This window comes from Saccharopolyspora ipomoeae, from assembly GCF_029952525.1.
In the GTDB taxonomy this organism is placed as follows: domain Bacteria; phylum Actinomycetota; class Actinomycetes; order Mycobacteriales; family Pseudonocardiaceae; genus Saccharopolyspora; species Saccharopolyspora ipomoeae.
Map to the genome: position 1 here is coordinate 280642 of NZ_JASAOF010000005.1, position 21036 is coordinate 301677.

Here is a 21036-nt window from a genome sequence, read left to right on the forward strand (position 1 = left end):
AGTGATGTCCCAAACGTCCGCAGCCGGAACATCCGGCATCCTGGACCGCATCGGCATCCCCAGACAACTCGCATGGGGCTTCGTAGCCGTCCTGATCTTCATGATCGGTGACGGGGTGGAGACCACGTTCCTGTCCGACTACCTGCAGAAACCCGAGGGCGGCGCCCTGCCGGGCGCGGTGGCCTCCTTCGCCACGGTCACCCTCTACGGCGTCGCGGCCATGATCGCGGCGTGGTTCTCCGGGACGCTCTCGGCGATCTGGGGCCCGCGCCGGGTGATGTGGCTGGGTGGCGCCTGGTGGGTCGGGTTCGAGTGCCTGTTCCTCTTCGCGGCGCTGCCCTCGCACAACGCGGTGTTCATCGTCGCCACCTACGGCATCCGCGGCCTGGCCTACCCGCTGTTCGCGTTCTCGTTCCTGGCGTGGGCGCAGGTGGCGAGCCCGACGAAGATGCGCGGTTCGGTGGCCGGCTGGTTCTGGTTCGCCTTCACCGGTGGTCTGCCGACGCTGGGTGCCGCGCTGGCGGCGCTGTCGATCGGCGTGTTCGGCTTGTCCGACTACCAGACGCTGGTGCTGTCGCTGGTCGTGGTGACGGTCGGTGTGCTGCTGGGTTCGTTCGCGGTGCGCGAGGAGCACGGGCTGCAGCCGATCGCGGACGAGACGGTGGAGAACCCGCGCAGCCTCAAGCGCCTGGCGGAGGGCGTGGACATCCTGTGGCGGGATCGCCGGGTGCTGGCCGGTGGCCTGATCCGCATCGTGAACACGGCGCCGCAGTACGGGTTCTTCGCGATGTTCCCGTTCACCTTCGGTCCGGCCGCCCCGGACGGCGGTTTCCTGACGGCGGCGCAGGTGGCGTCGCTGGCGTCGATCGCCTACGGCGCGAACATCGCGGCGAACCTGTTCTTCGGGGTGTTCGGCGACCGCTTCGGCTGGCGTCGCACCGTGACCTGGTTCGGTTGCGTGGGCTGCGCGATCGCGACGCCGCTCTGGTACTTCAGCTCGATGGCGTCGCAGAGCTTCGCCGTGGCGGCGACGTTCGGCGTGGTCTACGGCCTGGTGCTGGCCGGTTTCGTGCCGCTGTCGGCGCTGATGCCGTCGATGGTGGCGACCAAGGACAAGGGCTCGGCGCTGGCGGTGCTGAACTTCGGCGCCGGTGGAGCGGCGTTCGTCGGCCCGGTCGTGGTGACCGCGCTGTACCCGCTGGTCGGCGGCGGTGGTGCGACGATCGTGTTCTGCCTGATGTACCTGGCGGTGGGCGTGCTGTCGTTGCGGATGAAGGACGACAGCGACCCGGGCGAGCACCGCGCGTCCCGCGCCGGTGCTCCCGAGGCCGCCCGCGCTTCGGCCTAGGGTACGTCGAAGGTCGTGATCAGGCCGTCGTCCGTGAGGGCGGCGGCCTGATCGCCGTCCGGGGTCATCACGGGCCGGCCTTCGACGGGGCCGAGCGCGGTTCTGCTGCCGTCGGGCCGGACGATCTCCAGGAGTCCGTCGGCGTTGCGGATCGCGAGCACGGGGCCGGGGGCGATCGCCGGGTCGGAGACCGCCTCGGCGTCGATGGTCCGCGTGCGCTGCCACCCCGCGTGCTCGGCCAGCACGACCAGATCTCCTCGGGAGTCCCGGAAAGCTGCGTACCCGCTGGTCGTCGCGATGCCACCGACCGGGTGCTCGGTCGAGGCGACCGGTTCGCCGCACCCGGACGGGGTGAGCCGCCAGTGCCGCATCCCGGTCCGCGACGCCGCCATCACGTGGACCTCGCCGTCGCCGGCGAGCACCGCGGACACCTCGTCGAGGACGTCGGTACCGCCGAGGCGGCACCACCCGCCGCTGTCGCGGACGCTCACTCCCCCGCCCTGGTCGCGGACCGCGACGACCACCCGGTCGCCGACCGACACCGCCGACGGTGGTCCGAGGTCCGCTCCCGGTCGACGCGGCGGTGGTGTTCCGAGCGGGAGCCACGGCCGATCGCCGTCCTGGAGCCACACCGCGCCGCTGTCGCGCTCCTGCACCACGAGCCTGCTCGGGTCGGCGAAGCTCACCGATCCCTCGCGCGGCACGAACGGTGCGTCCACAGCGGACTCAACGCCGGATTCGGTGAGCACGAGCCGGTTTCCGCGCACGTGCGCGTGCCGGTCGGCGGTGGCCCACCGGGTTCCCCACGGACGGCGGAGCCGCATCGAGGCCAGCCAGGCGTCGTAGGGTGCGCCGAGGCTCACCTGCGGGTCGTGCTCGGCGTAGCGGGCGAACACGGCGCGCTTGGCGGCCACGACCCGGTCCGGGAGGTTCGCCGGGGCGTCGGCGACGTTGTAGTCGCGGTAGTGCAGCAGCGGCAGATCCGCTCCGCGCAGCGCGGTTTCGGTGAACCGGGCGGTGGCGACGTGATCGGGGTGGTCGTGGGCGGCACCCCACTGCCCCTGGTAGCGCGGATCCGGACGCGGGTCCTGGGTGCGCACCAGCGTCGGCGCGAACTCGTCGACGATCCGGCGCAGCGATCCGATCACCGACGCCCGGTCGTGGCCGGTCGCGGACACGACCGAGCCGGTCGCGGGAATCGTGGGCACGCGATGCGCGGGATCGCGCCAGAGCTCGCTCAGTGCGTGCCGGGAATCGGGGTCGTTGTCGTCGGGCAGGCCGAGGAACACCAGCGCGACCTCGGGCCGTTGCCGGAGCCGCTGCAGCTCGGCCTGCCGGCCTCCGGGCAGCGCCAGCGCCGAGCGGGTCCAGTCGTCGGCGGCACCGGCCATCGCGGCGAACGCGGCGCGGGTGCCCGACTGCCTGCTCGCCGCGTAGTCGGCGGGCGGGCGCACGTCGCTCTCCCCCGCCGTGAGGAACACCGTCGTCACCCTGGCTCCCGAGCGCAGCGCCAGGGCCACGTCCGGGCTCATGAACAGCATGTCGTCGTCGGGGTGCGCCACGACCTGCACGTGCGACGCTCTCGGCGCGGCCGCGGCGGCACCGGGGGTGAGCGAGCACAGCAGGATCGTCAGCAGCGCAACGGCCGTTCTCATCGGGCCCACCTCCGCGACAGCACCAGCGCCGCCAACGCCCCGGCCACCACCAGCAGCAATCCCGCGCGCACCCCCGGTGGCGCCCACGTCACCGCCAGCACGCCGCCGTCGAGGTCCTTGGGGATCCGCACGGTCAGCAGACCGGCGTCGGTCGCCGCGACCGGAACCGGACGCCCGTCCACGGCGGCCCGATATCCGGGCCAGTGCAGCCGCGCGAACACCAGCTCCCCGTGTCCGGTGAAGCGCACGGTCTCGCGGCGCGCGCCGCGCTGCACGTCCTCGATCACCCGGATCCCGCGCGCCGCGCCGACCCGCCCGCCCGGCCACGGGAGCGGCGTGGTGCGGGTGAGCACGACGACCTCGGCGCCCCGGTGCGACACGCGCCAACCCGGCGGTGCGTCGGTCACCTCCCGCAGCCGCCGCTGCACCACGACCCGGGTGGCTCTGAGCTGGTCGGCGAGCCGGTCCGACCCCCACAGCCGGTCGTAGGCCTGCGGGCAGGTGGCGCCGAAGTAGTTGAGGCACAAGGTCCGGTGCAGCGCCTCGTGCCCGATCCCGGTGTAGGACACCAGGCTCGCCGTCCCAGCCGCCGCGGGCATGTTGCCCAGCAGCAGTTCCGACCACGCGCTGCCGTCGGCGATCGTCTCCGGCGGAATCGCCTCGCGGGCGGCGATCTGCACGACCGTTCCACCACGCGACGCGGCGTGCTCCGCGCGCAGGGCCGCGACGTCGGTCGGGAAGCGGTAGTCCGCGACGTCCCGGTTGATCGGGAACCACAGCAGCTGCAACCCCAGCACCAGCGCGGTTCCCAGGTGCAGCACCACGAACAGCCGCGTCCGCAGCGCGCACGCCAGCAGGAGCGCGACCAGGGCCAACCCGATGACGTGCTTGGGCGCCTGCGCCGGCCACGCCGCGACCGCGAGGTAGCCGCCCACCAGCACCAGCAGCCCGGACGCCGCCGCCCGCACCCTCGCCCGGTCCCGGAGCAGCCCTCCCGACAGCGCCACCGCCAGCAGCACCGCGAGCGCCAGGTGCAGGACCGCGATGTGCCGCAGCGGCCAGCGGAACATCCACACGTTCGACGGTCCGAGGCACAGCAGCACCGAGCAGCAGGCCACCACCAGCACCGCCCGGCACCGCCGCCACGGCACCGCGCGCCAGTCCACCCAGGGCAGCAGCGGTACCGCGAACCAGGCCAGGAACGTCGCCGGAACCGTCATCCGGTAGTCGCCGAAGGACAGGATCTGCGGCAGGAAACCCGGTGTGCTGGCGTTGAGCAGGTCCCCGACCCCGGGGACCAGCAGCCCCGAGTTGAACAGCTCCGCACCCGACCGCCACCCCACCGACGAGGTCGCCAGCACCGGCCAGAACACCAGCGGCAGGCACGCCGCCACCGCCGCCCCGATCCCGAGCAACCGACGCGGCCCGAACTCGACCGCCAACCCGGCGAAGACCAGGCACAACGCCAGCAGCGCGTACGGGTCGCCCGCCGAGACGCACAGGTAGCACAGCGCGAACGGCAGCAAGGCGGGCGCACCGTCGGCGACGTGGCGGCGCAGCGCCCACCACGCCCACGGCAGCCACGCCAGTCCCATCAGCCCACCGGCCCAGCTCGCGGCCTCGAAGTGCAGCACGAACCCCGACACCGGCAGCGCCACCGACAACGCCGACGCGGCAGCGGGTTTCGCACCGCAACCCCGGCACAGCAGGTACGTGCCGACCGCCAGCAGCACCAGGAACTGGATCTTCACCACCGCCCCGGCCACGGCCAGGTCGCCGATGAGCGCGACGAGGACGTAGTCCAGCAGGTGCACCGGGTTCCAGATGCCGAACAGCGACTCGGCGGCGAGGTTGCCGCCCATCCACGAGTCCGGTTCCAGCCCCAGCGACCACTGCCCGGCCAGCAGCCGTTCGCCGAGCCGGTGCCACATCGGCAGGAACTGCGCGGCGCTGTCGTCGGCGAAGTAGAACGACGGGTTCACCAACAGCGGCAACGTCCCCAGCGCGGCAGTCGCCAGCGCGACCCCGGCCGCACCTCGCCACTCCCCGACCTGTCCCCGGGTCAGGGCGGCGCGGCTGGCCAGGAACGTCACCGGGACCAGCGCGAAACCCACCAGCGGCGCCAACCTCGGATCGATCCCGTACACGCTCACCGCCAGCGCCACCGCCGCCGTGCTCACCACCAGCAGCGCCAGGCTGCACAGCGGGAACAGCAGCAGCGACCGCCCGGTGGGCGGCACCCGGAAGGTGAACCGGCAGTGCAGCGCGTAGGAGCACAGCGTCGCCGCGGCGGTGGCCAGCACGTGCGCCAGCAGGTAAGGCAGCACCAGCCACAACCCCAGGTACACCGCCCAGTGCACGGAGGTGTTCGCCCCGCCCACCAGCGCGAACCGGCCGAACTGCGAGGCTCCGATCCGCCGCCACATCACGACACCAGCCCAGGTCCCGGAACCAGCCCAGATCCTGGAACCAACTCCGCGGCGCGCAGGTCGACCGGCGCCGGGCTGGACTCCTTGACCAGGTAGTGCGGCCGCTGCCGGACCTCGGCGCAGGTGCGCCCGACGTACTCCCCCAGCACGCCGAGCAGGAACACCTCGATCCCGGCGGACCCGAGCAGCGCCGCCGCCCAGCGCTGCGGACCGTCGACGATCGCGGCCGCGACGCCGCCGAACGCGAAGGCGAGCGGGCCGAGGTAGAGGGCCGGGCGCAGCGGGTGATCGTTGAACGAGGTCAGCCCGTCGACTCCGTGATCGACCAGCGCCGAGGGCCGCCACCGCGAGGCACCGATCTCCCGGGGCACGTTGCGGTAGGTGACGCATCCGGTGTCGAAGCCGATCCACGCGAACAGCCCCTTGGAGAAGCGGTGCTGCTCGGGCAGCAACAGCAGCGCGTCGACCGCGCGCCGCGACAGCACCCGGAAGTCCCCGGCCCCGTCCTGCAACCGGACGTCCAGGAACCGCCGCGCGAGCCGGTAGTAGGTGCGGGACAGCGCGGTCCGCCAGGGTCGGTCGCCGGAACGGCTGCGCCGGGCCACGACCTGGTCGTAGCCGGTGTCGAGCAGCACCAGCATCCGCGGCAGCAGCGCCGGTGGGTGCTGCAGGTCGGCGTCGAGCAGCGCGACCCGGTCGCCGCGCGCGTGCCGGAGGCCGCACAGCATCGCCGATTCCTTGCCGAAGTTGCGGCTCAGCGACACGTACCGGAACCGGGGGTCGTGCTCGTTGAGGCGCCGCGCCTCGTCCAGCGTGCGGTCGGTGCTGCCGTCGTCGACCAGGATCACCTCGTAGTCCCGGGTCGCGCCCGACAGCGCGGCCACCAGCGCGTCGTGCAGCCGCTGCACTCCGTGCTCCTCGTTGAAGCACGGCACCACCATCGACAGGTGCATGGGGAGTTCTCATCCGTTTCGGAGCCGACGCCCGCGCTCCGGAGATCCGGAATCCGCTGCGGGCCTTGCGAGATCACCGAAACCGTGCCCGCCGAACCGGCCGGGACCCCCTCCCAACACACCGACGAATCCCCCGTCCCGGTGCGAAATCCGCCGCGAGGTTCCCGATTTCAATGGAAATCGGGAACCGGATTTCAACGGGAATCGGAGACCCGACTTCCATTGAAATCGGGTCGCACCGGGACGAGCGGTGGCACGGGGTCCGGTCTTGGCGAGGAATCGACCTGGTGCGGCATCCGGGTGTGCGTGATGGCAGGCTGGTTCGCATGTCGTCCGCATCGTTTCCTCGCCGGAGCGCACGCACGCAGGGCTTCAGCCTGGGTGCGCCTCGTAACTTCACCGTCGTCGGAGGCGGTGCGCACGTCCTGTTCCTGCGCTCGACCAGCGGAACCGACCGCACCACCGCCCTGTGGGCGCTGGACACCGCCACGGGCACCGAGCGGCTGCTGGTCGACCCGGCGACGCTGCAGGCCGACGAGCAGGTCAGCGCCGAGGAGCAGGCCCGCCGGGAACGCGCCCGGGAGCGGGCCACCGGCATCACCGGCTACAGCACCGACCGCGACGGCGAGCTGGTCGTGTTCACCCTGTCCGGCCGCCTGTTCACCGTCGGCACCACCACCGGCGAGGCCCGCGAGCTGCCGGTCCAGCAGCCGGTCGCCGACCCGCGCCCCAGCCCGGACGGCTCCCGCATCGCCTACCTGTCCGGCAGCTCGCTGCGGCTGATCGCCGCCGACGGCTCCGGCGACCGGGCCCTGGTCGAACCGGACGGCGAGAACGTGACCTGGGGCGCGGCGGAGTTCATCGCGGCCGAGGAGATGGACCGCCACCGCGGCTACTGGTGGTCCCCGGACGGCGGGTCGCTGCTGGTGGCGCGGGTCGACGAGTCCCCGGTCCGGCACTGGTACCTGGGCGATCCCGCGCACCCCGACCGCGTTCCGGTCGCTACGCGCTACCCCGCCGCCGGGACCGCCAACGCGGAGGTGTCGCTGCACGCGATCGCCCTCGACGGCACCCGCGTGGCGGTCGAGTGGGACCGCGACACCTACCCGTACCTGGCCACCGCGCACTGGTCGGGGCACGGCAGCCCGCTGCTGGCGGTGCAGACCCGGGACCAGCGCACCCAGCTGGTCCTCGCGGTCGATACCGAGGCGGGCACGACCGAGGAGATCCACCGGGACACCGACCCGCACTGGATCGACATCAAGCCGGGCTGGCCGTCGTGGACGCCGTCGGGCGAGCTGGTGCGCGTCGACGCCGCCGAGGGCGCCTACCGCCTGGTCGTGGGCGACCGGCCGTGGACCTCGGCCCCGCTGCAGGTGCGCGGCATCGTCGACGTCGGCGCCGACGACGTGCTGATCTCCGGTTCCGAGGACGATCCGGCCGAGGTGCACCTCTACCGCGTCACCGCCGCCGGGCACGAGCGCCTGACCGGCGAGTTCGGCGTGCACACCGGCACCCGCGGCGGCGACGTGCTGGTCGTGGCCACCGGTTCCCCGGATCAGCCACGCACCCGCGTGGTGGTGCGCCGCGGCAGCCGGACCGTCGCCGAGATCGCCAACCACGCCGAGGAGCACGGCCTGGACCTCAACGTCCGGCTGCTGCGGCTCGGCGAGCGCGAGCTGCGCAGCGCCCTGCTGCTGCCCAGCGGTCACTCCCCCGCCGACGGTCCGCTGCCGGTCCTGCTGGACCCCTACGGCGGCCCGCACGCCCAGCGGGTGCTGGCCCGCCAGCAGGGCTACCTGACCTCGCAGTGGTTCGCCGACCAGGGCTTCGCGGTGCTGGTCACCGACGGCCGCGGGATGGCGGGGCGCGGACCGGACTGGGATCGCGCGATCGCCGGTGACCTGGCAGGACCGCCGCTGCAGGACCAGGTCGACGCGCTGCACGCGGCCGCGGCCGAGCACCCGGAGCTGGACCTGAGCCGGGTCGCGATCCGCGGCTGGTCCTTCGGCGGCTACCTGGCGGGCCTGGCGGTGCTGCGCCGCCCGGACGTCTTCCACGCCGCGGTCGTCGGCGCCGGTGTCGTGGACTGGCGGCTCTACGACACCCACTACACCGAGCGCTACCTGGGCGACCCGAACACCTCGCCGGAGGTCTACGAGGCGAACTCGCTGCTGCGCGACGCCGCGAAGCTGGAGCGCCCGATGCTGATCGTGCACGGCACGGTCGACGACAACGTGGTGCTCGCCCACGGCCTGCGGCTCTCGGCGGCCCTGACCGCGGCGGCCCGCCCGCACACGGTGCTGCCGCTGGCGGGCGTGAGCCACATGCCCACCGACGAGACCACCAGCGAGAACCTGCTGGTCATGCAGGTGGACTTCCTGAAGAAGTCCCTGGCCCGCTAGAAGTCGTCGGTTCTCGCGGCCGGCACGCCGAGCACGGCAACCGCTGGGAACAGGTCCTAGGACTTCTGGGGCAGGACGGCGACCAGTTGGAAGCCGCCGTCCTCGGAGGGGCCGGCGTCGAGTTCGCCGCCGGCCATCCGGATCCGCTCGGACAGGCCTTCCAGGCCCGCGCCACCGGTGAGGTCCGTGATCGGTTCGCGCGCGGCATCGGGGGCGCCGTTGGTGACCACGATGCGCAGCGCGTCGGCCCGGTTGCTCAGGTCCACCCTGATCCCGGCGCCGGGCGCGTGCTTGGAAGCGTTGGTCAGCGCCTCCTGAACGACCCGGTAGGCGGCGCGCTCGACCGCGCCCGGAACCTCGTGGTTCGCCAGCTCACCGGTCAGCTCCACGTCCACCCCGGAGGCCCGGGCCTGGCCCACCAGGTCGGAGATCGTCTGCGCCTGGCCGTCGGCCTGCGCGGTCCCCAGTCCGAGGGTCGAGCGCATCTCGCCCAACGCCTGCTTGGCCAGCCCGCGCACCCGGGTCGCGGCCTCGCGCACCGCCGGGTCGTCGCTGGTCGCGCCGAGCGCGGCGGACTCGACGGCGATGAGCGTGACGTGGTGGCCGACGGCGTCGTGGATCTCCCGGGCGATGCGGGCCCGCTCCTCGGCCCGCGCCACCTCGGCCTTGGCCTGCGCCGCGACCTCGCTGGCCGTGGCCAACCGCTGCAGGCTGTCGGCGAGCTGCTCGCGCAGCGCCACCAGCATCCCGATCGCGGCCGGGGCGCCCGCCGACAGCAGCACGAACGCCAGGGTCAGCAGGATCGAACCTGGTGTCAGCGACTGGGTGAGCAGCACCGGGGCGACCGCGACGACGCAGGTCAGCAGCACCCACCCGGCCAGTTCTCGCAGCTGCGGGTGGACCCGGCCGACCCGGAACATCGCCACCAGGATCGCCGCCCAGCCCAGGCCACCGGCCATCGCCGGCATGCACAGCAGCACGGCCAGCCGCGGCCAGCGGTGCCGCAGCGGCAGCAGCAGCGCGGCGGCCAACCCGGAGATGACCTTGTACCCGAACGGGTCGGGCGCGGCCAGGACCGCGGCGACGGGCAGTCCGACGGCCAGGACCTCCAGGCCCCAGAACCGCAGGCGCACGCCGTTCACCGCTCGCCCCCGACACCGGCGACGCGCTGCGCGATGAGAGCGGCCTGCACCCGGTTCTGCGCGCCCAACTTGCTCAGCACCGTCGAGACGTAGCTCTTCACGGTGGCCTCGGTGAGGCCCAGGCGACTGCCGATGTCGGCGTTGGATCGGCCGTCGGCGAGCAGCTGCAGCACCTGGCGCTCGCGCCCGGACAGCGCCTTGACCAGGGTCTGCTCGCGGGCGTTCTCGCTGCTGGTGCGCAGCCGCGGCAGCAGGCGCGCGGTGATCCGCGGGTCGAGGACCGCACCACCGGCGGCGAGGTCCTGCACCGCGCGGACCAGCACCTCCGGCTCCGCGTCCTTGAGCAGGAAGCCCTGGGCGCCGAAGCGCAGCGCCTCGGTGACGTAGTCGTCGAGGTCGAAGGTGGTCAGCATCGCCGCTACGGGCGGTTCGGGCAGCCGCACCAGGTCCTGCAGCGCGGCGAGCCCGTCGGTGCCCGGCATCTGCACGTCGATCAGGGCGACGTGCGGGCGGTGGGCGCGCACCTCGGACAGCAGGCCGCGGCCGTCCTCGGCCTCGGCCACCACTTCGATGGTGCCGCCGCTCTCGAGCAGGACCTTGAGCCCGCGCCGCAGCATCGGCTCGTCGTCGGCCAGCACGACCCTGATCGGCGCACCGCCGTCGGTTCCCGCCACCTCTCGGTTCACCTCCGCTGCTTCCCGAGGGTCGCCAGCAGACTAACCCGCCACCGCCGACCCGCAGCGCACGGACCGCCGGTTCAGCGCTTGCCCTTGCCCTTGGCCTTCCGCTCGCGCACGCGCACCGAGATCCGCACCGGGCTGCCGACGAAGCCGAACGTCTCGCGGAACTTGCGCTCCAGGAACCGCCGGTAGCCGGCCTCCAGGAACCCGGTGGTGAACAGCACGATCGTCGGCGGCCGCGTCTGCGCCTGGGTGGCGAACATGATCTTCGGCTGGCGCCCGCCGCGCGCCGGCGGCGGGTTCGCGGCGACGAGCTCGTTGAGCCAGCCGTTGAGACGGCCGGTGGAGATCCGGGTGTCCCAGGAGTCCAGCGCGGTGCGCAGCTGGGGCGCCAGCTTCGCCACCGAGCGCCCGGTCAGCGCGGAGACGTTGACCCGCTCGGCCCAGCGCACCCGCACCAGCTCGCGGTCGATCTCCTTCTCCAGCTGGTGGCGGCGGTCCTCGTCGACCTTGTCCCACTTGTTGTAGGCCAGCACCAGCGCGCGGCCCGACTCGACCACCATCGTGATCACCCGCAGGTCCTGCTCGCTGATCGGCTCGGAGCCGTCGACGAGCACGATCGCGACCTCGGCGGCCTCGATGGCGGCCTTGGTGCGCAGCGACGCGTAGTACTCGGTGCCGCTGGCGGTCTTGACCCGCTTGCGTAGCCCGGCGGTGTCGACGAACCGCCACACCTGGCCGTCGAGCTCGACCAGCGAGTCGACCGGGTCCACGGTCGTGCCCGCGACGTCGTGCACGACCGAGCGGTCCTCGCCGGTGAGCTTGTTGAGCAGGCTGGACTTGCCGACGTTGGGCTTGCCGACCAGCGCGACCCGGCGCGGGCCGCCGCTGGCGCCGAACACCTCGCGCGGCGTCTCCGGCAGGGCTTCGAGGACCTTGTCCAGCAGGTCGCCCGAACCGCGCCCGTGCAGACCGCTGACCGGCATCGGCTCGCCCAGGCCCAGCGACCACAGCGAGTGGACGTCGGCCACGCCGCGCTCCTCGTCGACCTTGTTGGCGACCACGATCACCGGCCGCTTCGAGCGGCGCAGCACGCGGGCCACGGCTTCCTCGGTGGCGGTCGCGCCGACCTTGGCGTCGACGACCAGCACGATCGCGTCGGCGGTGTGCATCGCCATCTCGGCCTGCGCGGCCACCGAGCTCTGCAGGCCCTTGGCGTCGGGCTCCCAACCACCGGTGTCGACCACCGTGAAGCGGCGGCCGTTCCACAGCGCGTCGTAGGCGACGCGGTCCCGGGTCACGCCCGGGGTGTCCTGCACGACGGCCTCACGCCGCCCCAGGAGCCGGTTGACCAGGGTGGACTTGCCCACGTTGGGGCGTCCGACCACGGCCAGCACCGGCTGCGGCTTCGGCGGGGCCTCGTCGCCCTCGGCGGCGGCCTCGTCGAACTCCGCCCACTCGGACTCGTCGGACCACGTGCCGTCCAGGCCCTCCAGCGACTCGTCGGTCACGCTCGTTTACCTCTCACATCGTCTTCGGTCCGGTCGGCGACCAGCCGATCCAACTCGGCGATCAGCTCGACCAGTTCGGTGCGCACGGTGTCGGTCGCCGCCACCAGCCCGGCGCGGCCCTTGCCGCCCGCCGGGGAAATCGGCTCCCCGAACAACACGTCGATCCTGGGTAACAGCCTACGGCCCGACCCTTCGGGTCGTCGGGTGCCCCGGCAGGCCACCGGCAGGATCTGGGCGCCCGAGGCGCGCGCCAGCCACGCGGCCCCGTGCTGGGCGTTGTCGACGTCGCCGGAACCGCGGGTGCCCTCGGGGAACACCCCGACCAGCCCGCCGCCCTTGAGCACGCGCACGGCCGCGAGCAGCGGGGTGCGGTCGGGTTCGCCGCGGCGGACGCCGATCTGCCCGATGCGGGTCAGGAACCAGCCCAGCGCGCCCTTGAACATCTCCTGCTTGATCAGGAACACCGCCGGGCGCGGCACCATTCCCAGCAGCAGCGGGCCGTCCAGCAGGGAGCTGTGGTTGGCCACCAGCACGACCGGGCCGGTGCGCGGCACCCGGTCGGCGCCGTGGACCTTCACCCGGAACGGCAGGCGCAGCGGGCGCCGCGAGATCCACTGGCCGACCCGGTGCAGCCACGGCCAGGAACCGTCGGGGAGCTGCTCGCTCACACCGCACCTCCGTCGCCGGTCACGAGCCCGCGCGATTCCACGAGCTTGATGAGCTGTTCGAGGACCCCGTGGATGTCGAGGTCGGTGCTGTCGACCTCCACCGCGTCATCGGCCTGGCGCAGCGGCGCGACCTTGCGGCCGGAGTCCAGGGCGTCGCGGCGCTGCACGTCGGCGTGCGTGCTGCGCAGGTCGCTCCGCCTCCCGTCGGAGGCGTCCTGGGCGGTGCGGCGCGCGGCCCGCGCCTCGGCGGAGGCCGTCAGGTACACCTTCAGTCCCGCGTCCGGCACCACGACGGTGCCGATGTCGCGGCCCTCGACGACCATGCCGCCCGGCTCGGTCATCGCCCGGCCGATCAGCTCCCGCTGCAGCGCCACCAGCAGCTCGCGGACCTCGGCGACCGCCGAGACCGCCGACACCGCGCCGGTGACCTCCGGGCCCCGGATCTCGCCCTCGACCTCGGCCCCGTCCAGCCGCACGCCGGGAGCCAGCGGGTCGGTGCCCATGCTCAGCTCGGCGGCCCGGGCCACCCGGGTCACCTCGACGGCGTCGGCCGGGTCGACCCCGGCGCGCAGCACCGCGAGCGTCACCGCCCGGTACATGGCACCGGTGTCGAGGTAGGTCGCGCCGAGCGCCGCCGCCAACTTCCTGGACACCGTGGACTTGCCGGTGCCCGACGGTCCGTCGAGAGCCACCACTCCGCGAAGCCTGGCCTGCGCCACGTCGCCGTTCCTCCCCGCATCACGTGCACGGCCCCGGCGGGTCGCCGGAACCAACGAACCATTCTGCCTGGCCGCCACGCGGTGGTCGGCATCGCACCCGGTTGCGGATCGGAACCGGACCGAGACCGCGAGAACGCCGGGCGGATCTAGGAATACGGGTCCAGACCTTTAGGGTTAAAAGGGTGGACGTAACTGTGACTCCGCTGCCGGGGCTCGGCACGCGCCAGGACTTCACCACCGGATCCGGTCACCGCGTCGGGGTGATCACCTACCGGGACGGTCGCTTCGAGCTGATCGTCTCCGACCACGAGGACCCGGACAAGGTCGCCGCCTCGGTGGAGCTGTCCAGCACCGAGACCAGCACGCTGGCCGGGCTGCTGGGGGCTCCGCAGCTGGTGGCCAAGCTCTCCGAGCAGCAGCGGGAGGTCGCCGGGGTGACCACCTGGCAGCTGCCGGTGCCCGCCGGTTCGCCCTACGCGGGACGGGAGCTCGGCGACACCGAGATGCGCACCCGCACCTCGGTGTCGATCGTCGCGGTGGTCCGCGACGGCGTCGTCCACCCGTCACCGCGGCCGGACTTCGTCTTCGCCTCCGGCGACCTGGTCGTCGTGGTGGGCACGGCCGACGGGCTGCGCGCGGCCGAGGAGATCCTCGCCCGGGGCTGAGGAGGATCGCGACCGTCACAACTCCATACGCAGGGAACACGCGAGAGGAAACACGGTGCACGACACGGCGATCTCCCTTATCGAGCTGGGAGCGGTGTTCTTCGGTCTCGGCATCCTCGGGAGGCTCGCGTGGAAGATCGGGATATCCCCGATCCCGCTGTACCTGCTGGGCGGGGTCGCGTTCGGCACCGGCGGCCTGATCCCGCTGCACGGCATCCAGCCGTTCACCCACATCGCCTCCGAGATCGGCGTGGTGCTCCTGCTGCTCCTGCTCGGGCTGGAGTACTCCGCGGGCGAGCTGGTCACCGGCCTGCGCCGCTCGTGGCTGGCGGGCGTGATCGACATCGTGCTCAACGCCGCCCCGGGCGCCCTGGTGGCCCTGGCGCTGGGCTGGGGACCGATCGGGGCGCTGGCGATGGCCGGTGTCACCTACATCTCCTCGTCGGGCATCGTCGCCAAGGTGCTCGGCGACCTGGGCAGGCTCGGTAACCGCGAAACCCCGGTGATCCTGTCGATCCTGGTCTTCGAAGACCTCGCGATGGCCGTCTACCTGCCGATCCTCACCGCCCTGCTGGCGGGGGTGAGCTTCGTCGGCGGGCTGACCGCCGTCGGCATCTCGCTGCTGGTGATCACCGTCGTGCTGGTGATCGCGCTGCGCTTCGGCAAGTACGTCTCGGCGATCGTCGACAGCCCCGATCCCGAGGTGTTCCTGCTGCGCCTGCTCGGCGCCGCGCTGCTGGTCGCCGGGCTGGCCTCGGAGCTGCAGGTCTCGGCCGCGGTCGGCTCGTTCCTGCTGGGCATCGCGATCTCCGGGTCCACCGCGCAGAACGCGACCCGGATGCTGGAGCCGCTGCGCGACCTGTTCGCCGCGGTGTTCTTCGTCGTCTTCGGCCTCAACACCGACCCGGAGCTGATCCCGCCGGTGCTGCCGGTCGCGCTGGGCCTGGCCGTGCTGACCGTCCTGACGAAGGTGCTCACCGGCTGGATCGCGGCCCGCATGCAGGGCGTGGCGCGGATGGGTCGGCTGCGCGCGGGCGCCGCGCTGGTGGCGCGCGGCGAGTTCTCCATCGTCATCGCGGGTCTGGCGGTGTCCTCCGGCGCGGTGAACGGCGAGATGGCGGCCCTGTCCACCGCCTACGTGCTGCTCATGGCGATCCTCGGACCGGTCGCCGCTCGCGTCGTGGAACCCCTGGCCCGCGCGGTGCTGACCCGCAAGCCCCAGGCGGCCTGAGATGCGCGGAAGCCGCGGTCGGGAGCGTTCCCGGCCGCGGCTTCCGACGTTCTCAGCGCGTCACATGCCGACGATCTTGTACAGCGAGCTGATCTCCTGGCGGTTGAGCGGCCGGATGGCGCCCTGCCGCTCGGTGGTGAGCTGGACGTCGCCGATGCGGGTGCGCACCAGGCGCTGCACCGGGTGGCCGACGTGCTTGAGCAGCCGGCGAACGATGCGCTTGCGGCCCTCGTGCAGCACGATCTCGACCAGCGCTCGGTTCTGGTTCTGGTCGACCAGCTTGAAGCGGTCCACCTTCACCGGACCGTCGTCGAGCTCCACGCCCTCCTTCAACCGCTGCCCGAGGTCCTTCGGGATGGGCCCGAGCACCTCGGCCATGTAGGTCTTGCGGACCTTGTAGGACGGGTGCATCAGCCGGTTGGCGAGCTCGCCGTCGTTGGTGATCAGCAGCAGGCCCTCGGTGTCCTGGTCCAGGCGGCCCACGTGGAACAGCTTGCCCTGGCGTTCCCGCAGGTAGTCACCGATGCACGGACGGCCCTTGTCGTCGGACATGGTGCACAGGATCCCGGCGGGCTTGTTCAGCAGCAGGTGCGTCAGGTTGTTGTTGACCATGATGCGGCTGCCGTCGACGTGGATGACCGCGGTCTCCGGGTCGACGCGGCGGCCCAGCTCCATGACGACCTCGCCGTCGACCTCGATGCGGCCCTCGACGATCATCTCCTCGGCGGCCCGCCGCGACGCGACACCGGCCTGCGACAGCACCTTCTGCAACCGCACCCCCTCTTCGCTGGGGTGCTTCGCGGCACTGGACGGGGAACGGCGTTCAGACGTCATCGATCGAATCCACTTCGGGCAACAGGGGTGCGAGCGGCGGCAGGTCCTTGAGCGACGACAGCCCCAGCCGCTCCAGGAACAGCTCGGTCGTGCAGTACAGGATGCCGCCCGTCTCCGGGTCGGTGCCGGCCTCACCGATCAGGCCGCGCCCCACCAGGGTACGGATGACCCCGTCCACGTTCACACCCCGTACCGCCGCGACCCGCGAGCGCGTCACCGGCTGCCGGTAGGCGATCACCGCGAGAGTCTCCAGCGCAGCCCGGGTCAGCTTGGTCCGCTGCCCGTCGAGCAGGTAGCGCTCGACGTAGCCCGCGTACTTCTCCCGCGAGTAGAACCGCCAGCCGTCGCCGACGTAGCGCAGGTCGATGCCGCGCTCGCTCTCGGCGTAGCCCTCGGACAACCGCCGCAGCGAGCCGCGCACCCGTCCCACGGGCTGCTCCAGCGTGTCGGCCAGCAGCTCCTCTCCCGCGGGCACGTCCACCACCAGCAGCAACGCCTCCAGCGCGGCGTCCAGCTCGGAGTCCTCCGTCAGATCCGGAGCCCCCGACACCTCCACGGCGTCGTCCCCGGCACCCTCGCCCTGATCACCGGGGGTTCCGGCGGAAACCGCATCCGGCTCAGCGGCTCCGGTCGGCTCCGCCACCTCGTCGGCCTCCGGTGGGAAGGACGTTTCAGTCGAAACCTCGCCGTTGCTCTCGGGGACGGAGGTCCCAGCGGGAACCTCGGATTCCTCGGCGGGCATCAGCCGTACTCCTCCTCTTCCTGGTTGGCGCGCTGCTCCTCGGCCTCGGCTCGGGCCTGGTCGAGCGAGCCGCCGACCCAGGTCACCTGCAGCTCGCCGAGCGGGCTGTCCTGCTCGAACTGCAGCACCTTCTCCCGGTACAGCTCCAGCAGCGCCAGGAACCGGGCCACCACCTCGACCGTGTGCCCGCAGTCCGACACCAGCTCGGTGAAGGTCAGCGTGCCCTTCTCGGCCAGCCGCACCCGCAGCAGCGCCGCGTGCTCGCGCACCGAGACGCCGTGCTGGTGGATGTGGTCCAGCGACACCGTCGGCGGCGGTTTCGGCCGGAACACCGAGGCGGCGATCTCGGCGAACCGCTGCGGGTCGACGCCGATCACCACCTCCGGCAGCAGGTTCTCGTAGCGCTCCTCCACCGACACCGAACGCGGGTAGCGGCGCAGCGCACCGGCCTCCAGCTCGCCGAACAGCGCCGCCACCTGCTTGTAGGCGCGGTACTGCAGCAGCCGCGCGAACAGCAGGTCGCGGGCCTCCAGCAGCGCGAGGTCGGCCTCGTCCTCGACCTCGGCGGCGGGCAGCAGCCGCGCGGCCTTGAGGTCCAGCAGCGTCGCGGCGACCACCAGGAACTCGGTGGTCTCGTCGAGGTCCCACTGCTCGCCGAGCGCGCGGGTGTAGGCGATGAACTCGTCGGTGACCTTGTGCAGCGCCACCTCGGTGACGTCGAGCTCGTGCGCCGAGATCAGCTGCAGCAGCAGGTCGAACGGTCCCTCGAAGTTCTCCAGCCGCACGGTGAACTTGCCGTCACCGGACTGCTCCTCGGGTGCGACTAACGGCGAATCCTGCTGCGCTGCGTCGGTCCCGGCGCCGGAGGGCGCGAGTTCGGCCCCTGCGTCGGAGGGCGCGAATTCGGCCCCAGCGCCGGAGGGCGCGGGTTGTGCGGCATCGGTCACTCGCCGGACTCCCGCAGGTGCCGGACCAGGACGGAGTCCGCACCGCGCTCGGTGAAGTCGGAGAGCAGCACCGCGATCGCCTCGCGCACGACGCGGCCGCGGTCCACGGCGATGCCGTGGTCCGCCCGCAACGCGAGCCGAGCCTGCTCCAAACCCAGCAACTCCTCGTCGGACACGTACACGGTGATCTTCGAATCGTGCTTGCGCCGACCGGAACCCGCCGTCCGCGGCCGTCCCCGCTCCTCGACCGGGGCGGCCGGCGTCCGGTCCTCCTGCGGCGCCGAGGCCTGATCCGTTCGGGGAACAGTAGTACGGAACAGTTCGGCGGCTCCGGGCAGGGCGACCCGACGCGTCATCGAGCGATCACCTCGCGGGCCAGCGCCCGGTAGGCCTGAGCTCCGGCGGAGCGCGGCGCCCAGCGGGTGATCGGCTCACCGGCGACCGTGGTCTCCGGGAACCGCACGGTCCGGTTGATCACCGAGTCGTACACGACGTCGCCGAACGCCTCCACGACGCGCTGCATGACCTCGCGCGAGTGCAGCGTGCGCGGGTCGAACATGGTGGCCAGTATCCCGCTGATCTCCAGCTTCGGGTTCAGCCGCTCGCGCACCTTCTCGATGGTGTCGATCAGCAGCGCCACCCCGCGCAGGCTGAAGAACTCGCACTCCAGCGGGATGATCACGCCGTCGGCGGCGGCCAGCGCGTTGACGGTGAGCAGGCCGAGCGAGGGCTGGCAGTCGACCAGGATGTAGTCGTACTCCTCGATCGACTGCCGCAGCACGCGCAGCAGCGTCTGCTCGCGGCCGACCTCGGTGACCAGCTGCACCTCGGCGGCCGACAGATCGATGTTGCTGGGCAGCAGGTCCATGCCCTCGACGGTGGTGCGGCGCACCACGTCGTCGACGGTGACCCCGCGCTCCATGATGACGTTGTAGATGGTCTGCTCTAGCTGGTGCGGCTGCACGCCGAGGCCGACTGAGAGCGCGCCCTGCGGGTCGAAATCCACCAGCAGCACCCGACGCCCGTGTTCGGCCAGCGCGGCACCGAGGTTGATCGTCGAGGTGGTCTTGCCGACGCCGCCCTTCTGGTTGCACATCGCCAGCACCGACGCGGGACCGTGGTGGTCCAGCAGCGGTGGTTCGGGGATGTGGCGGAGCGGCCGACCGGTCGGACCGAGACCGCGGCTGTCCTGGTTGTCGGCGTTGGCCTCAGGACCCGTGGTCTCGGGGGCGATGCTCAGGTCGACCGCGCCCCGAGGCCGCCGGGCGGCGGAAGGATGCGGCAACGACATGGCGATCTGACTCCTTCGGTACCGGTGGCGATCGATCGCAGCCTAAGTCGCTCAAACGAGCTGCGGCAACGTGCCTCGCCGTGGTGTCGGTAATTGACTCGGTGGAATGGCCGTGATTCTGCTGTGATGAAGATCTACCGCCTTGGTTGATCACGCGCATGCGCAAGTGGTGATCTCACCCCGAAAGGTGTGCGCGCGGATGCGCGGTGGCGTAGACCTCCCGGAGCGTGTTGACCGTGACCAGCGTGTACACCTGCGTCGTGGTCACCGAGGCGTGCCCGAGCAGCTCCTGCACCACCCGCACGTCCGCCCCTCCTTCCACCAGGTGCGTGGCGAAGGAATGGCGCAGCACGTGCGGCGAGACGGTTTCAGCGATTCCCGCCCGTTGCGCAGCTGTTTTCAACGCGTTCCAGGCGCTCTGGCGGGAAAGTCCGGTGCCGCGCGAATTCAGGAACACCGCCGAACTGCCGCGCCCGCGCGCCACCAGCCCCGGTCTCGCCCGCACCAGGTAGGCCTCCAACACCTCCAGCGCGGGACGTCCGATCGGCACGAGCCGCTGCCTGCCGCCCTTGCCGTCCAGCAGCACGGTCCGGTCGGTGCGGTCGATGTCGTCGACGTCGAGCCCCACCGCCTCGGAGATCCGCGCACCCGTCGAGTACAGCAGTTCCAGCAGCGCCCGGTCCCGCAGACCGCGCGGATCGTCGCCCCCGGCGTGCTCCAGCAGCCGACCCACGTCGTCCACCGACAGCGCTTTCGGCAGCCGCTTCGGCGGGCTCGGCGGCGCGACCTCGCGGGCCACGTCGACGGCGATGCGGCCCTCTGCGTGGGCGAAGCGGTGCAGCCCGCGCGCGGCCACCAGAGCCCGCGCCGCCGACGACGACGCCAGCGGCGGCCGTCCCTCGACGCCTTCGCGCAGCTGCGCCAGGAATTCGGCCAGGTGCTCGGTGCGCACCTCGTCGAGCGCGGAAACCCCCTGCGTCACCAGGAATTCCGCGTAGCGACGCAGGTCGCGGGCGTAGGAGTCGAGGGTGCTGCGCGCGGTTCCGCGCTCGACCGCGAGGTGGTCGAGGTACTCGCCGACGGCGGAGCGCAGTCCCGCCGGCAGCGATTCGAAACCCTTCACCGCGCGGCGAACCGCTGCGGCCGGTCGGTCCACTCGGCATCGGCCGGGCGGGGCGGCGCGACACCGTCGAGGGCGGCCCGCGCGGCCAGCAGGCCCGCCACCGCGGGCCCGTTCACGATCTCCCCCGCCAGCGCCATCCGCACCGCCTCGGCCAGCGGGAACCGCTCGATGACCAGGTCCGCCTCCTCGTCGCCGACCGCGTCCGGCCGGTCCACCTCCGACAGACCGGTGGCCAGGAACACCCGCACCACCTCGTCGGTGAACCCGGGCGAGGTGGCGACGTCGACCAGCACCGACCAGTTCTCGGCGGCCATCCCGCTCTCCTCGGCGAGCTCGCGCTGCGCGGTGCGCACCGGTTCCTCGCCGGGCTCGTCCATCAGACCCGCGGGCAGCTCCCACAACCGGCGGCCGATCGGGTACCGGTACTGGTGCACCAGCACGACCCGCTCCTGCTCGTCGATCGCGGCGACGGCCACCGCCCCGTAGTGCTCGACGACCTCTCTGCGCGCGTGCCCGCCACCCGGCATGCCGACCTCGTCGGCCCGCAGCGCCAGAATCCGCCCGACGTAAACGTCCTCGCTGGTCAGCGTGGTGAACTCGTGCTCTCCGTTGGTGCGCGCGACACCGCTACCCGTGGTCTCCACAGCCACCACCCTAGAGCCGATCGCCCGAACGTGACGCGGCCCGCACCGA

The 21036-nt window shown here is 72.4% G+C and carries 19 protein-coding genes; 4 read left to right on the forward strand and 15 right to left on the reverse strand.

The window, feature by feature from the left end; translation table 11 throughout:
- Nucleotides 1-4 precede the first annotated feature (4 nt).
- On the forward strand, nt 5-1348 hold the full coding sequence (locus QFW96_RS12300; RefSeq protein ID WP_281455718.1) for an RbtT/DalT/CsbX family MFS transporter: 1344 nt from the start codon (nt 5-7) through the stop codon (nt 1346-1348).
- Here the strand turns inward: QFW96_RS12300 and QFW96_RS12305 are convergent.
- From QFW96_RS12305 to QFW96_RS12315, 3 genes are read right to left on the reverse strand one after another with little or no spacing between them, the layout of a single operon-like run.
- A complete protein-coding gene (locus tag QFW96_RS12305) occupies nt 1345-3003 on the reverse strand; it encodes a PIG-L deacetylase family protein (RefSeq protein ID WP_281455719.1) in 1659 nt (552 codons plus the stop codon). The two genes, QFW96_RS12300 and QFW96_RS12305, sit on opposite strands and share 4 nt — an antisense overlap.
- A complete protein-coding gene (locus QFW96_RS12310) occupies nt 3000-5429 on the reverse strand; it encodes a GtrA family protein (RefSeq protein ID WP_281455720.1) in 2430 nt (809 codons plus the stop codon). The genes QFW96_RS12305 and QFW96_RS12310 overlap by 4 nt, the downstream gene beginning before the upstream one ends.
- Nucleotides 5429-6385, reverse strand: coding sequence for a glycosyltransferase family 2 protein (locus tag QFW96_RS12315; RefSeq protein WP_281455721.1), 957 nt, complete (start codon nt 6383-6385; stop codon nt 5429-5431). The genes QFW96_RS12310 and QFW96_RS12315 overlap by 1 nt, the downstream gene beginning before the upstream one ends.
- 326 nt (nt 6386-6711) lie before the next feature.
- Between QFW96_RS12315 and QFW96_RS12320 the strand changes: the two genes are divergently transcribed.
- Entirely contained in the window at nt 6712-8790 is a 2079-nt protein-coding gene (locus QFW96_RS12320; protein ID WP_281455722.1) for a S9 family peptidase, read from the forward strand.
- Between the two features lie 56 nt (nt 8791-8846).
- Here the strand turns inward: QFW96_RS12320 and QFW96_RS12325 are convergent, their stop codons facing one another.
- From QFW96_RS12325 to cmk, 5 genes are all read right to left on the reverse strand, one after another.
- Nucleotides 8847-9932 carry a sensor histidine kinase gene (locus QFW96_RS12325; protein WP_281455723.1) on the reverse strand — a complete coding sequence of 362 codons (1086 nt, stop codon included), beginning with the start codon at nt 9930-9932 and terminating at the stop codon, nt 8847-8849.
- On the reverse strand, nt 9929-10606 hold the full coding sequence (locus QFW96_RS12330) for a response regulator (protein ID WP_281455724.1): 678 nt from the start codon (nt 10604-10606) through the stop codon (nt 9929-9931). The genes QFW96_RS12325 and QFW96_RS12330 overlap by 4 nt, the downstream gene beginning before the upstream one ends.
- Nucleotides 10607-10689: 83 nt before the next feature.
- Entirely contained in the window at nt 10690-12108 is a 1419-nt protein-coding gene (gene der, locus QFW96_RS12335; protein ID WP_281455760.1) for a ribosome biogenesis GTPase Der, read from the reverse strand.
- Nucleotides 12109-12119: 11 nt separating this feature from the next.
- Entirely contained in the window at nt 12120-12791 is a 672-nt protein-coding gene (locus QFW96_RS12340) for a lysophospholipid acyltransferase family protein (protein WP_281455725.1), read from the reverse strand.
- Nucleotides 12788-13510: a (d)CMP kinase gene (gene cmk / locus QFW96_RS12345; protein ID WP_281455726.1), complete on the reverse strand. Its 723-nt coding sequence runs from the start codon at nt 13508-13510 to the stop codon at nt 12788-12790. Before cmk ends, QFW96_RS12340 begins: the two co-directional genes overlap by 4 nt.
- 182 nt (nt 13511-13692) lie before the next feature.
- Between cmk and QFW96_RS12350 the strand changes: the two genes are divergently transcribed.
- Together QFW96_RS12350 and QFW96_RS12355 are read left to right on the forward strand one after the other, a co-directional pair.
- The gene (locus QFW96_RS12350) at nt 13693-14175 is read left to right on the forward strand and encodes a cation:proton antiporter regulatory subunit (protein ID WP_281455727.1); all 483 of its coding nucleotides are present in this window, start codon (nt 13693-13695) and stop codon (nt 14173-14175) included.
- A 55-nt stretch (nt 14176-14230) separates the two neighbouring features.
- Nucleotides 14231-15406 (forward strand): cation:proton antiporter, encoded by a 1176-nt coding sequence (locus QFW96_RS12355; RefSeq protein WP_281455728.1) that lies wholly within the window; start codon nt 14231-14233, stop codon nt 15404-15406.
- A gap of 60 nt (nt 15407-15466) precedes the next feature.
- Here QFW96_RS12355 and QFW96_RS12360 read toward each other — a convergent pair whose 3' ends face one another.
- The 7 genes from QFW96_RS12360 to QFW96_RS12390 all read right to left on the reverse strand — a co-directional run bounded on the left by QFW96_RS12360 (nt 15467) and on the right by QFW96_RS12390 (nt 20996).
- Nucleotides 15467-16240, reverse strand: a complete 774-nt coding sequence (locus QFW96_RS12360) for a pseudouridine synthase (protein WP_281455729.1) — start codon at nt 16238-16240, stop codon at nt 15467-15469.
- On the reverse strand, nt 16230-16982 hold the full coding sequence (gene scpB, locus QFW96_RS12365; RefSeq protein ID WP_281455730.1) for an SMC-Scp complex subunit ScpB: 753 nt from the start codon (nt 16980-16982) through the stop codon (nt 16230-16232). Before scpB ends, QFW96_RS12360 begins: the two co-directional genes overlap by 11 nt.
- Nucleotides 16982-17929, reverse strand: a complete 948-nt coding sequence (locus QFW96_RS12370; protein WP_281455731.1) for a segregation and condensation protein A — start codon at nt 17927-17929, stop codon at nt 16982-16984. Before QFW96_RS12370 ends, scpB begins: the two co-directional genes overlap by 1 nt.
- Nucleotides 17926-18285 (reverse strand): hypothetical protein, encoded by a 360-nt coding sequence (locus QFW96_RS12375; RefSeq protein WP_281455732.1) that lies wholly within the window; start codon nt 18283-18285, stop codon nt 17926-17928. Before QFW96_RS12375 ends, QFW96_RS12370 begins: the two co-directional genes overlap by 4 nt.
- Nucleotides 18282-19220, reverse strand: coding sequence for a ParA family protein (locus tag QFW96_RS12380; RefSeq protein ID WP_281455733.1), 939 nt, complete (start codon nt 19218-19220; stop codon nt 18282-18284). Before QFW96_RS12380 ends, QFW96_RS12375 begins: the two co-directional genes overlap by 4 nt.
- Before the next feature lie 175 nt (nt 19221-19395).
- Entirely contained in the window at nt 19396-20343 is a 948-nt protein-coding gene (gene xerD / locus QFW96_RS12385; protein WP_281455734.1) for a site-specific tyrosine recombinase XerD, read from the reverse strand.
- Nucleotides 20340-20996, reverse strand: a complete 657-nt coding sequence (locus tag QFW96_RS12390) for an NUDIX domain-containing protein (RefSeq protein WP_281455735.1) — start codon at nt 20994-20996, stop codon at nt 20340-20342. The genes xerD and QFW96_RS12390 overlap by 4 nt, the downstream gene beginning before the upstream one ends.
- Between the last annotated feature and the right edge of the window lie 40 nt (nt 20997-21036).